At 52.3% G+C, this 11,822-nt stretch carries 14 protein-coding genes and 1 pseudogene; 14 read left to right on the forward strand and 1 reads right to left on the reverse strand.

Features of this window, described 5'->3' with window-relative positions; genetic code table 11:
• The first annotated feature begins 9 nt into the window (after positions 1–9).
• From IAE48_RS12615 to IAE48_RS12630, 4 genes and pseudogenes are all read left to right on the forward strand, one after another.
• The gene (locus tag IAE48_RS12615) at positions 10–336 is read left to right on the forward strand and encodes a LexA family transcriptional regulator (RefSeq protein ID WP_200134597.1); all 327 of its coding nucleotides are present in this window, start codon (positions 10–12) and stop codon (positions 334–336) included.
• A complete protein-coding gene (locus tag IAE48_RS12620) occupies positions 333–725 on the forward strand; it encodes a RusA family crossover junction endodeoxyribonuclease (RefSeq protein ID WP_200134598.1) in 393 nt (130 codons plus the stop codon). Before IAE48_RS12615 ends, IAE48_RS12620 begins: the two co-directional genes overlap by 4 nt.
• A pseudogene (locus tag IAE48_RS12625) lies at positions 722–1,713 on the forward strand (DUF968 domain-containing protein). Before IAE48_RS12620 ends, IAE48_RS12625 begins: the two are co-directional and overlap by 4 nt.
• Positions 1,714–1,729: 16 nt before the next feature.
• Entirely contained in the window at positions 1,730–2,095 is a 366-nt protein-coding gene (locus IAE48_RS12630; protein ID WP_200134599.1) for an antiterminator Q family protein, read from the forward strand.
• Between the two features lie 34 nt (positions 2,096–2,129).
• On the opposite strand, the gene IAE48_RS12635 is transcribed toward IAE48_RS12630, so the two are convergent.
• Positions 2,130–3,461, reverse strand: coding sequence for a P-loop NTPase fold protein (locus IAE48_RS12635; protein ID WP_200134600.1), 1,332 nt, complete (start codon positions 3,459–3,461; stop codon positions 2,130–2,132).
• Positions 3,462–3,695: 234 nt separating this feature from the next.
• Here IAE48_RS12635 and IAE48_RS12640 point away from each other — a divergent pair, with 234 nt between their 5' ends.
• The 10 genes from IAE48_RS12640 (at position 3,696) to IAE48_RS12685 (ending at position 11,815) form a co-directional block, all read left to right on the forward strand.
• On the forward strand, positions 3,696–3,935 hold the full coding sequence (locus IAE48_RS12640) for a phage holin (protein ID WP_200134601.1): 240 nt from the start codon (positions 3,696–3,698) through the stop codon (positions 3,933–3,935).
• A complete protein-coding gene (locus IAE48_RS12645; RefSeq protein ID WP_200134602.1) occupies positions 3,935–4,438 on the forward strand; it encodes a lysozyme in 504 nt (167 codons plus the stop codon). Before IAE48_RS12640 ends, IAE48_RS12645 begins: the two co-directional genes overlap by 1 nt.
• Positions 4,428–4,889 carry a lysis protein gene (locus tag IAE48_RS12650; RefSeq protein ID WP_255564474.1) on the forward strand — a complete coding sequence of 154 codons (462 nt, stop codon included), beginning with the start codon at positions 4,428–4,430 and terminating at the stop codon, positions 4,887–4,889. The genes IAE48_RS12645 and IAE48_RS12650 overlap by 11 nt, the downstream gene beginning before the upstream one ends.
• Before the next feature lie 85 nt (positions 4,890–4,974).
• Entirely contained in the window at positions 4,975–5,670 is a 696-nt protein-coding gene (locus IAE48_RS12655) for a hypothetical protein (RefSeq protein WP_200134603.1), read from the forward strand.
• Between the two features lie 95 nt (positions 5,671–5,765).
• A complete protein-coding gene (locus IAE48_RS12660) occupies positions 5,766–7,226 on the forward strand; it encodes a glycosyltransferase family 2 protein (RefSeq protein ID WP_200134604.1) in 1,461 nt (486 codons plus the stop codon).
• Positions 7,211–7,798, forward strand: coding sequence for a hypothetical protein (locus IAE48_RS12665; protein ID WP_200134605.1), 588 nt, complete (start codon positions 7,211–7,213; stop codon positions 7,796–7,798). Before IAE48_RS12660 ends, IAE48_RS12665 begins: the two co-directional genes overlap by 16 nt.
• Positions 7,798–8,148, forward strand: a complete 351-nt coding sequence (locus tag IAE48_RS12670; protein WP_200134606.1) for an HNH endonuclease — start codon at positions 7,798–7,800, stop codon at positions 8,146–8,148. The genes IAE48_RS12665 and IAE48_RS12670 overlap by 1 nt, the downstream gene beginning before the upstream one ends.
• A gap of 165 nt (positions 8,149–8,313) precedes the next feature.
• Positions 8,314–8,784, forward strand: a complete 471-nt coding sequence (locus IAE48_RS12675; protein WP_200134607.1) for a phage terminase small subunit P27 family — start codon at positions 8,314–8,316, stop codon at positions 8,782–8,784.
• The gene (locus IAE48_RS12680) at positions 8,781–10,511 is read left to right on the forward strand and encodes a terminase large subunit (RefSeq protein ID WP_200134608.1); all 1,731 of its coding nucleotides are present in this window, start codon (positions 8,781–8,783) and stop codon (positions 10,509–10,511) included. Before IAE48_RS12675 ends, IAE48_RS12680 begins: the two co-directional genes overlap by 4 nt.
• The gene (locus tag IAE48_RS12685) at positions 10,511–11,815 is read left to right on the forward strand and encodes a phage portal protein (protein ID WP_200134609.1); all 1,305 of its coding nucleotides are present in this window, start codon (positions 10,511–10,513) and stop codon (positions 11,813–11,815) included. The genes IAE48_RS12680 and IAE48_RS12685 overlap by 1 nt, the downstream gene beginning before the upstream one ends.
• The last annotated feature ends 7 nt before the right edge of the window (positions 11,816–11,822 follow it).

Here is an 11,822-nt window from a genome sequence, read left to right on the forward strand (position 1 = left end):
GGAGGCAGTGTGAAAAAGAACCTTTTAACAGCCCGCCAGCAGCAAATATTGAGCCTGATCGTGGCTTTCTATAAAGAGCATGGGATCCCGCCGACGCAAAAGGAAGTGGCCGATCTGATGGGCGCAGCATCGCCGAACGCGGCAACTGAAGTGCTGCGATCCCTCGAGCGTAAAGGCGCTATAACCCTATTTCCGGGCGTGTGCCGTGGTATCTCCATCAACACCCCGGTCGCTGAAGATGAGGCAGTTTCGCTGCTGCGCTCGCTGGTGGCCGGTGAAGAACATGCGAGAGACCAGGCGATCTCGTTTTTGAAAATGCGCGGGGTTGCCTTATGAAGCTGATTCTGCCGTTTCCGCCGAGCGTGAACACCTACTGGCGTGCTCCGAATAAGGGGCCACTGAAGGGGCGTCATCTCATCAGCGCTGACGGGCGCAAATACCAGAGTGCTGCCTGTGCGGCCATCATCGAGCAGCTGCGCCGCCTGCCGAAGCCGTCGACCGAGCCAGCTGCAGTCGAGATCCTCCTATTCCCTCCGGACGCGCGCCGCCGGGACATCGACAACTACAACAAGGCTTTATTCGACGCGCTGACGCATGCCGGCGTGTGGGAGGACGACAGCCAGGTGAAAAAGATGCTGGTGGAGTGGGGGCCGATAGTGAAGGGCGGCAGCGTCGAGATTACGATCAGCATGTTCAAATCGACAACACTGGGAACTTTTAAATGAGGGCGCTGCTGAATCCGGTAGTAGTTAATGAGTTGGGTCTCGTTATGTTCAGGCCGGGCGCCAGCCTGCTGATGCATTTCCGCCGCGGGCGCATGCTGCTGGAAAATGAGCCGGAGCGCCTGGCGGGTATGCCCAACGGCGAACTGCCACCAGCAGAGCAGCCGCTGGTTGAAGATCCCGCACTCGCCGGTGTTTTTGAAAACGATGCGGTGCTGCGCCGCGCCGGCGGCATTGGCGGGCTTGAAAGCTGGCTGATGGAGAGGGGTGAATGCCAGTGGCCACACGAGTCCTGGCATGCCGAGAACATCACCACGATGCGCCACGCGCCCGGCGCGCTTCGCCTGTGCTGGCACTGCGACAACCTGCTGCGGGAGCAGACAACTGAGCAGCTGGCGCACATGGCGCGGGCGAACTGCGCGGCTTACATCCTCACTACTGCCCGCCGCGAGCTGGGTTTCGACGATTCGCATACGCTCACGTTGCCGGAGTTCTGCTGGTGGCTCGCGCGTAATGGCCTGGCCGATGCCCTGCCGGAAGATGCCGCCCGGCAGGTGCTGAGAATGCCGAAGCCGGTGATCCGTTCCGTCACCCGCGAAACAGAACTTGTGCCCGGCGAACGCCTTGGGCGCGAAATAGTGGAGGAGGTAGCTAAGCAGGTGCTAGCGCTGAATGTCGATCCCGAAACGCCGGAATCCTTCATGCTGCGCCCGAAGCGCCGCCGCTGGCAGAGTGAGAAGTACACCCGCTGGGTTAAAACGCAGCAGTGCATGTGCTGTGGCAACCCGGCAGACGACCCCCATCACCTGATAGGCCACGGGCAGGGTGGAATGGGCACCAAGGCGCACGACCTGTTTGTGTCCCGCTTTGCAGAGCGCATCACGACGCGTTGCACGCTGACACCGTGGCATTTGAAGAAAAGCACGGCAGCCAGTTGGTACTGCTGTTTCGTTTTATCGATCGCGCACTGGCTATCGGCGCGCTGGCGTAAATTGTGGAGATGAGTAATGCGTGATATTCAAAAGGTGTTAGAAATGTGGGGGGCTTGGGCAGCTAAAGATAGTGCAGGTGTGGACTATTCTCCTATCGCGGCAGGATTTAAGGGGTTGTTACCTGCATCAACCCAGTCTCGACTTTCATGTACAGATGACGATGCTTTAGTAATAGAAGGTTGTCTAGCCCGACTAAAACAGAAAAAACCATATGAGCATTCGCTATTAGTTGCACATTATCTTTATAGAATGTCTAAGCGCAGCATAGCTCGTGCAAAAAAGAAAGATGAAAAAATAATACGAACTGAAATGAAAATGGCTGAAGGTTTCATTGATGGCTGTCTAGCTATGCTTGGTGTGAATTTAAATATGGATGTGTGAAAGAAAAGAGCCCTTATTCAGGGCTCTGTATGTTTTAAAAGGATAGTGATAACTTGTCTAGTGCGTATTGAAATGTGGCTTTATAATTAAAATCATGAAAGCTTTCTTTAGTTATCCTCTCAGATAAGTCTTCTAGTCTAGATAAGGAGTCATCGCTTGGGTTGATGAATTTCGATATATTTAACTGATTGTCTTTGATTAATCCGTAAAAGATTACTATGTAATGTGGGGTTTTGTAATAATAATCCTTAGGTATCGTTATTTTATCAATGTGAAGGGTTTTTGCTATTTCTAATATTGCTTCATTGGTGTTGAGGTTTCTTAATTTTGATTTATCTCCAAAGCAATAAGTATAAACGGCGACAAATCTTGTGATATTAGATGCGTATATCTTCTGGTCGTTGATCTCATTTTCGCTAACTATTTGAAAAACCTCAAGGTATCTATGCAGGGTTTCTATTTCACGTAGCGATAATAATCTGATATCTAGTATTTCTTCTACTCTCTTACTTATTGCCATTCTTACTGGCTGTGTAAGCTCGCTTCCTTCTATTAGATTGTTCCAATGCGCATGCGATGTATGAAAAGAGTTGAATCCATCTGGTTTGAATGTTTCCGGTAGTCTTATGATGTATTTTATAAATTTATCTAAATAATTTTGAGAATCAACTGACGAGCCATATACATGATTAATTGCAGCTTTTAGTTGTGATAAATTTGCAACAAGCACAAATTTTACATTTGGTGCATCAAAGATATGTTTGACCTTTTCTAAAATTTCCACAGCATAAGTTGGTCGACATCTGTCTAGCTCGTCAATAACTAATATTATTTTTTTCTTTTTAGAAATCTCTCTAAGTTTACTATTTAGGGCTTTTATATTATTTTCAGATTCCATGTGCTCGGATATCAATCTTTCGATAGTCCCGTCAATAGCTGCATCGCTTGTCTCTTTTATTACTTGCTGAAATTCTTCTGCCAGAACGTCTGTGTTCTGACGTAGAACCCATCCCGCACCCGCTTTAAGAGCCGTTTTAACACCGAATTTTATTGCCGGGACTGCTTTTTTTATCAATTCATCTCTTTCCTCATCATCTGGAAGAGCATTAGCTATAGCCGCAGTAATACTCAATAGTGGATCCTCACAATGATCCTCCTTGAAGGCATCAATATATACTATAAGTCTCTTCTCCTCCTGCTTGGAAAGGTAATGGCATAACTTCAAGCTAAACTCTGTTTTTCCTGTACCCCAGTAGCCATCTATTACTACTGGCGAAATATCTACATTCGAACCCAGCAGCTTTTCGAGTCTTTCTGCGATAGTTTTTCTTTGATACTCATCTCTTGTGTCGAAGGTGGTTTCCATAGGCTTCCGAATCAAAAAGCAAGAAAGATTTAAAAAATACTCTCGCGGTCCGCAATAAATCAAGTAATGTGATAAGAGTTGTCACAACGACACGACGCTTATCACCTAAAACCTCGCAAATGCGGGGTTTTTTCATTTCTGACCTTGATATTTTCTCTAAGGTATGAATTTCCATAACCTATGGTCAGACTATTTCAGGCGCACAGCACCCCGACGTAATCGGAGGTGAGAGACATGTCAAATATGAGCAAATTAGCTTCTGGCGCTGCCTATGGCGCATCAGCAGGGACGGTGGCCAATGGAGTACTGACCAGGCTAAGCCCTGATGAATGGAGTGCCGTTGGCGTAATTGCCGGCATCGTTGTGGCGCTTCTGACATTTGGCATCAACTGGTATTACAAACGCAAAACCACCCTGGCGCAGATCGAGTCTTATCGGCGCTGGCCCAACCCATCAGCTTTTAAGGAGGAGTGATGCCTTTTTCTACTCCGCTTCGCAGAAAGTTGATCGGCGCTGCCGGTGCAGGCGCGCTTGCGATAGCAACTATCTTCATTGGCGGTAAAGATGGCGTCGAAGGCCGGAAGTACGAAGCTTACAAAGACGTAGCTGGCGTATGGACGGTTTGCGACGGTCACACTGGTACCGACATCATTCGGGGCAAGACCTATACCGACCGCGAATGCGATCGCCTGCTGTGGAAAGACCTGCAGCCGGCAAAGCGCACCGTCGACAACCTTGTGAAAGTGCCCCTGGGCGAGTACCAGCGCGCCGCGCTTTATAGCTTCGTGTTTAACGTCGGTTCGGATGCTTTTTCCAAATCAACGCTGCTGAGAAAACTGAACCGCGGGGATCAGGAAGGGGCATGCGAAGAAATGCGCCGCTGGGTTTACGCTGGTGGCATGAAATGGAAAGGATTGCAGAACCGGCGGGAGATGGAGCGCTCTTTGTGCCTGGCGGAAAGCAAAGATGATCTCTAACTGGAAAGCGGTCGCCGCTCTGCTCCTGCTCGCCTGCGTTCTGTCCCTCGCCTGGGCGATTAACCATTACCGCAATAACGCTATCGACTATAAGCGACAGCGTAACGAAGCTACCCACAACCTGAAGCTGGCTAACAACACAATCGCCGACATGAAGGTGCGCCAGCGTAACGTTGCTGCACTTGATGCCAAATACACGGGAGAACTGGCAGATGCTAAAGCCACTATCGATCAGCTTGAGCGCGATGTTGCTACTGGCAAGCGCCGGTTGCAGCTCAACGCCAGATGTCCAGCGAGCGGAGCGCCCGGCACCAGCAGCATGGGCGATGCTTCCAGCCCCCGACTTACTGACGCTGCTCAACGGGATTATTTTACCCTCAGAGAACGAATAGCCACAGTAACCAAACAGGTTGGCTATCTGCAGGAGTACATCAAAGAACAATGCAGATAAACGTTTAATGATTTTTAAGGCTAAATGCGAACCCATTTACGAGAGCTACTTTTGATGGGTATCATGTCAGAAATAAGGAGCTGACATGGCAGAAATCAAAGAAGTAGTATCAGATCTTTACAAGAACTTTTCGGAGCGAGTAAAGGGCCCATTTTATTTAGCATTCATTATTTCATGGGTAGGTTTTAACTGGATTCCTATCTCAATATTTATCTTTTCAAAAGAAGAGATAAATGTTGTTATTAGTCAGGTGTCTGCATATAAAGATATATGCCGTCAAGTTATTAATCCGCTTGCTTCAATGCTTTTTTTTGTTTTTGTCGTACCGTTGTTTAATGCTTTTTATGCCTACTATCACTCTTATGTTAGTTTTAAAAGAGACGCAGGAAAGGAATTAAAAGCAACTCTTATAGAAAGAAAGAAAGTTAAGATCGAAGCAAAAAATGCTAAGACGAAACAGGAGATTTCTGAACTAAACCTTAAAGCCGCTGAAAATTATAAGAAAAACCAGAAGTTAATATTAGAGACTGAAAACCTTAAAAATGAGGTTGGGCAATTAAGACAATACCAGTTAGAAACAAGAAGTGTGCAGTCAGAGCTGGATGCTTTGAAAGAGCAGAATGAGGAGCTTAAAAAAGTTTTAAATAAGTGGCTATTAGGGGAGGAACCTTATCATGGTAATCTGCCGTCGTATATGACTCGTAGCGAGCGCCTAAGTTCCTTAGCGAAAATACCTTTTAAAAATAATTCAAAAAATAATTTAGATAATGAAGTTGATTAGTAAATTTTTTCGAGATCGTTCAGCGTGAGTTTGTCATAAGTTGTTTTCTAGGACTCCCGCCCAATGCGACAGGCTCACATCTAAAAGGAAGCTTTATGCAGGTCACTATCGATGGTGTCCCGTACGCGCCTGTCTGCACTCCAGCCACCAGCCGTATCGGCATAGCCATCTCTACGCACAATCGCGCTGCTGTTCTAAGCAAGGCGCTGGAGCATCATCTCCACCATTTACCTGTCGGCGCGCTGGTGGTCGTCATTGATGATGGTTCACAGCCACCAGCGGCGGTGCCCACCAGCGTTAATCTGATTCGGCACGATAAATCGCTGGGCATTGTGGCATCGAAGAACGCCAGCCTTACTGCGCTGATGGATGCCGGGTGTGAGCATCTCTTCCTGTGGGACGACGACGCCTGGCCGATCGCTGATGGCTGGTGGCTGCCCTACATTGAATCACCCGAGCCACATCTGGCTTATCAGTTTCTCGATCTGGCTGGCGCGCGCAAGCTGAACGATATCGCGGTGCTGTATCGCGACAATCAGCATATCGCCTACACCGGCCAGCGCGGCGTGATGCTTTATTACCACCGTAGCGCCATAGAGCGTGTCGGCGGATTTGACCCTATTTACGGTCGCGGCATGTATGAGCACAGCGATCTCGCCCTGCGCATCCACAATGCCGGGATGACATGCTGGCCATTCGCTGATGTGGTCGGCTCTGAAAAGCTGATTCACTCACTCGATGAGCATGAGCTGGTGGAGCGCTCGGTACCACGTCCGGATCGGGAAGAGCAGGTAAAGCACAACGTCAAAATTCACAATGCGCGCCGCGATACCGGTTACACCGGCTACGCCCCGTATCGCCCACAACACAATGTAGTAATCACCACATTGCTGACCAGTGAGCCCGACCCGCAGCGCGGTACCAGAATGACTGCCTTACCTGACCTGCTGGCGAAGTGGGCTGATTCATTGCGCGGCTGCGGCCGGGTAGTGGTGGCTGATGAGCTGGCGAACGCACCGGCAGATGTTGAACTGTGTCGCGTCCCCGCCGTGAAGATGAACGTTTACTTCCGGCGCTGGCTCCATATCTGGCAGCACCTTCGCGATCACCCTGAGTATCATTTCGTCTGGTGCACTGACGGTACCGATGTCGAAATGCTCCGCGAGCCGTGGGCAGATATGGTGCCGGGCAAGGTGTATGTCGGCTCTGAACCAAAGACCTACGCCGATGCCTGGGCACGCCAGCACCACCCGGAGCGCATCTATCAGGACTTCCTCGATGAGCATCGCGACGATGTGATGCTGAATGCCGGATTGCTTGGCGGGCTGCGCGCTGACGTGATGGAGTTTGCGCACGGCATAGTGCGGCTGTATTACCTGCTGGAGTGCCACCGCTTCTGGAAGACAGAGAACGCACCTCCAGCGGTCGGCGATATGCTGGCGTTTGGCATTGTGGCTAAACGCTTTGGCGATCGCATCGTGACCGGGCCGCAGGTCCATAGCATTTTCAAGTCTGACGGCATTGGTAAGGAGTGCGCCTTTTGGAAGCACAAGTGAAATTCGTTGTGGTCGGACATCACGCCCGGCGAGAGCAGGCCGAAAGGCTGGCTGTCTCTCTTGGCGCTCACCTGCTGGTTGACGAGCACGACAGGGGTGCCAACTGGAATCATCGCCGCGCGATGGAGTGGGCAGCAGATCAATCCTGTCATGTTGTCGTGCTGGAAGATGACGCGATGCCGGTAGCTAGCTTTGAGGAAAAGGTTGCCCTCTGGCTTTCCCTCTTCCCTGAAGACATGCTGAGCTTTTATCTCGGTACCGGCCGACCGCCACAATATCAGATGCTGATTGCCGAGCGGCTGATAGTTGCCGACAAGGCGCGGACCGATTACATCACGTTACCAAAGCTCATTCACGGTGTGTGCTACAGCGTACCTCCCTCACATATCACCCGAGTGCTGGCGCGCTGGGACAGCGGCAAGCCTGCTGATTACGCCGTGGGTGATGCGTGGGGTGGGGCGGTCATCTATCCCTGCTGGTCGCTTGTCGATCACGCAGATGGTAAACCCGTTGAGCAGCACCCTGATGCGGTACCGCGCACAGAACGCCGACGCGCATGGAGGATTGCCTGATGCCAGCAGCAATACCGCGCGCATGCCGTAAGCGTGGATGCGCCGGAACAACCACCGACCGCTCAGGTTACTGCGAGCAGCACAGAAACGAAGGCTGGCAGCAGCACCAGCGCGGACAGAATCGCCACCAGCGTGGCTACGGCAGCAAGTGGGACGTGCTCAGGGCTGAGGTTCTGGCACGCGACAAACATCTGTGCCAGAACTGCAGGCGTAATGGACAGATTGCGGCGGCAAAGACTGTCGACCACATCATCGCTAAAGCAAAAGGCGGCACTGACGACCCTTCGAACCTCGAAGCGCTGTGCTGGCCCTGCCATAAGTCGAAAACAGGCAGGGAAAGGCTTAAATGATAATCATTATCAATAATTAGTTGCATTTGTAATTATTTCATTGTAAATGATAATTATTCTCATCCACGGGAGGGCGGGTCGAAAGTTTTGGGGCCTGAACCCTAAGTACCGCCGCCTCAGTCAGATTTTCACACCCGCGAAATATAAAATTTAACTGGAGCGTCTATGGCTGGAGCGACGGGCCGATCCGGACGCCGCGCCAAGCCGACCGCCCGGAAGTTGCTGGCCGGTAATCCGGGTAAGCGCGCCCTCAATAAAGAAGAGCCTTCCTTCACCCCCATCACCGGCGTTGACCCGCCGGAGTGGCTCAGCGAAGACGCTGCGACAATGTGGAAAATGGTCTCTAAGGAGCTGTGCGCGCAGGCGGTTTTATGCGCGACAGATTTACACAACCTCGAAATGTTTTGTGTGGCGTACGCCAACGCCCGCGCTGCGCAGAGTCACGTTGCTGACAACGGTATAACCGTTACCGGCGCAATGGGCGGTGTGATCAAAAACCCGGCGTTGACGGTACTAAATGAAGCCATGCGGCAGATGGCCTCCTTCGGCGGCATGCTCGGGCTGGATCCCAGCAGCAGGCAACGGCTGATGGGCGCAAACAAAAAACAGTCTGATAACCCATTCAAGAACCTATGACCCGTAAATCCTATCCGAACGTGAACGCCGCAAATCAGTATGCCCGCGACATCGTGCGGGGAAGGACTGTGGCCTGCAGGTATGTCGTTGATGCGTGCCAGCGCCATCTTGATGATCTGGCGAAAGAGAAAACAAAGAAATTCCGGTACCGATTTGACAAGGATCTTGCTGAAAAGGCAGCCAAGTTTATTCAGCTGCTCCCCCACACCAAAGGTGAATGGGCATTTAAACGGATGCCGATCACGCTGGAGCCATGGCAGCTTTTTATCGTGTGCTGTGCGTTCGGCTGGGTACAGAAGGGGACTAAGCTTCGCCGGTTCCGTGAAGTCTACACCGAGATCCCCCGTAAAAACGGCAAGTCGGCGATTTCCGCTGGTGTGGCGCTTTACTGCTTCACCTGTGACGACGAGTTTGGTGCTGAAGTCTATTCCGGTGCCACGACAGAAAAGCAGGCCTGGGAGGTTTTCCGCCCGGCCCGGCTGATGTGCAAACGCACGCCGGCGCTGTGTGATGCTTTTGGCGTCGAGGTAAACGCGTCGAACATGAACCGGCCGGAGGACGGCGCCCGTTTTGAACCCCTGATCGGCAATCCCGGTGACGGTTCGTCGCCAAGCTGCGCGGTAGTGGATGAATACCATGAGCATGATACCGATGCGCTCTATACCACGATGCTGACCGGTATGGGTGCGCGGCGCCAGCCCCTGATGTGGGCAATCACAACGGCGGGCTACAACATCGAGGGACCATGCTACGACAAGCGTCGGGAAGTGATCGAGATGCTTAACGGCACGGTACCGAACGAAGAGCTTTTCGGCGTGATCTACACCGTTGACGAAGGCGATGACTGGACCGACCCGGCGGTACTCCGCAAGGCAAATCCCAACATGGGGGTATCGGTGTACAGCGATTTCCTTCTCAGCCAGCAGAAAAGGGCGATGAACAACGCCCGTCAGGCCAACGTATTCAAGACAAAGCACCTGAATATATGGGTTTCAGCCCGGGCGGCTTTCTTCAACCTGGTCAGCTGGCGCAACTGTGAGGATGAAACGCTCTCGCTTGAGCAGTTTGAGGGGCAGCCCTGTTATCTGTCTTTTGACCTTGCGCGTAAGCTCGATATGAACAGCATGGTGAGGATTTTCACCCGCGATATTGACGGTAAACGGCATTACTACTGCGTGGCGCCACGCTTCTGGGTGCCATACGACACGGTTTACAGCACCGATACGGATCAGCAGCGTACCGCTGAGCGATTCCAGAAGTGGGTGAACAGCGATCACCTGCAGTTAACGGATGGCGCAGAGATCGACTACCGGGTGATCCTTGAGGAGGCGAAAGCAGTCAACCGCCAGAACCCGGTAGAAGAATCCGCAATAGACCCGCATGGCGCCACAAACCTTTCTCATCATCTGGCCGATGAGGGGCTTAGCCCGATAACGATCGTGCAGAACTACACCAACATGTCAGACCCCATGAAGGAGCTTGAGGCGGCGATAGAGGCCGGGCGCTTCCATCATGATGGTCATCCCATCCTCACCTGGTGTATTTCCAATGTCGTCGGTAAACACCTGCCTGGTAATGATGACGTTGTGCGCCCCATCAAGGAGCACAGCGAAAATAAAATAGACGGGGCAACTGCCCTGATTATGAATATCGGTCGCGCCATGCTGCCTGATACGCGGCAGGATCTGAGTGGCTTCTTCGATAACCCCATCATGGTAGGTTTCTGATGAATAAAAATAAGCAGCCGGGCAGGGTGAAAAGCGCTCTGCTCAACTGGCTGGGTGTGCCCATCAGCCTGACCACCGGAACATTCTGGGAGGAATGGTTTGGTACCAGCAGCAGCGGGCAGGTCGTCACTGCTGACAAAGCCATGCGGCTTTCAGCGGTATGGGCCTGCGTCAGACTGCTCAGCGAGTCTGTTTCTACCCTGCCGCTGAAGATTTACGAGCGGCAGGCAGACGGTTCCCGCAAGCCAGCAACTAACCATCCGGCCTATTCAGTGCTTTGCCGCCGCCCGAATGCGGAAATGACGCCATCGCGCTTCATGCTGATGGTGGTCGCCAGCATCTGCCTGCGCGGTAATGCGTTCGTCGAAAAAAAATACATCGGCCAGAAGCTGGTATCGCTGGTGCCTTTATTGCCGCAGAACATGGTGGTTAAGCGGCTCGACAGCGGTGCGCTGGAATACACCTATACCGAGAGCAAAACAAAGCGCGTCATTCCGGTAAAAAACATCATGCACATCCGGGGATTCGGACTCGACGGGGTTTGCGGGATGATGCCCATGATGACCGGTCGCGATGTGATCGGTGCGGCGCTGGCGGTGGAGCAGTCGGCCGCAAAAATCTTCGAAAATGGCATTCAGAGCTCGGGGTTTCTCACTTCCGATGCAGCGCTCAATGACGATCAGCGCGCGCGTCTGCGCAGTTATATGCAGGCGTTCACCAGCTCGAAGAATGCGGGCAAGATCATGGTGCTGGAGGGCGGCATGAAATATCAGGGTGTCACGATGAACCCTGAGGACGCGCAGATGCTGGAAAGCCGCTCATTCAGTATTGAAGAGATCTGCCGCTGGTTTCGCGTCCCGCCGTTCATGGTCGGCCATGCCGACAAACAGAGCAGCTGGGCATCCAGCGTCGAAGGCATGAACCTGCAGTTCCTGACCAACACGCTGCGCCCGCTGCTGGTGAATATTGAGCAGGAGATTTCACGCTGCCTCCTGGACAGTGATGATGAACTTTTCGCAGAATTCTCTGTAGAAGGCTTGTTGCGCGCCGACAGCGCGGGGCGTTCTGCCTACTACACCACAGCGCTGCAGAATGGCTGGATGTCCCGTAATGACGTGCGCCGGCTTGAGAACCTGCCACCGATTGAGGGCGGTGAGATTTACACTGTCCAGCTGAACCTGACGCCGCTTGATCAGCTGCGTGAGAACAACGTTGGGGCGCAGGCCAGCAATATCATGAAGCTTCACGCCTTCCTTTTCCCGGACATTCCACCGGAGCAGTCACCGCTTAAAAAAGCGGCTTAGGAGAACC

Source organism: Kosakonia sp. S57 (assembly GCF_016516575.1).
Lineage (GTDB): Bacteria > Pseudomonadota > Gammaproteobacteria > Enterobacterales > Enterobacteriaceae > Kosakonia > Kosakonia cowanii.

What these genes read in the sequence shown, in the direction of transcription:
- IAE48_RS12620 (WP_200134598.1), top strand. Translation starts at nt 333, where the DNA reads ATGAAGCTGATTCTGCCGTTTCCGCCGAGCGTGAACACCTACTGGCGT.
- IAE48_RS12630 (WP_200134599.1), top strand. Translation starts at nt 1,730, where the DNA reads ATGCGTGATATTCAAAAGGTGTTAGAAATGTGGGGGGCTTGGGCAGCT.
- IAE48_RS12635 (WP_200134600.1), bottom strand. Translation starts at nt 3,461, where the DNA reads ATGGAAACCACCTTCGACACAAGAGATGAGTATCAAAGAAAAACTATC.
- IAE48_RS12640 (WP_200134601.1), top strand. Translation starts at nt 3,696, where the DNA reads ATGTCAAATATGAGCAAATTAGCTTCTGGCGCTGCCTATGGCGCATCA.
- IAE48_RS12645 (WP_200134602.1), top strand. Translation starts at nt 3,935, where the DNA reads ATGCCTTTTTCTACTCCGCTTCGCAGAAAGTTGATCGGCGCTGCCGGT.
- IAE48_RS12650 (WP_255564474.1), top strand. Translation starts at nt 4,428, where the DNA reads ATGATCTCTAACTGGAAAGCGGTCGCCGCTCTGCTCCTGCTCGCCTGC.
- IAE48_RS12655 (WP_200134603.1), top strand. Translation starts at nt 4,975, where the DNA reads ATGGCAGAAATCAAAGAAGTAGTATCAGATCTTTACAAGAACTTTTCG.
- IAE48_RS12660 (WP_200134604.1), top strand. Translation starts at nt 5,766, where the DNA reads ATGCAGGTCACTATCGATGGTGTCCCGTACGCGCCTGTCTGCACTCCA.
- IAE48_RS12670 (WP_200134606.1), top strand. Translation starts at nt 7,798, where the DNA reads ATGCCAGCAGCAATACCGCGCGCATGCCGTAAGCGTGGATGCGCCGGA.
- IAE48_RS12675 (WP_200134607.1), top strand. Translation starts at nt 8,314, where the DNA reads ATGGCTGGAGCGACGGGCCGATCCGGACGCCGCGCCAAGCCGACCGCC.
- IAE48_RS12680 (WP_200134608.1), top strand. Translation starts at nt 8,781, where the DNA reads ATGACCCGTAAATCCTATCCGAACGTGAACGCCGCAAATCAGTATGCC.
- IAE48_RS12685 (WP_200134609.1), top strand. Translation starts at nt 10,511, where the DNA reads ATGAATAAAAATAAGCAGCCGGGCAGGGTGAAAAGCGCTCTGCTCAAC.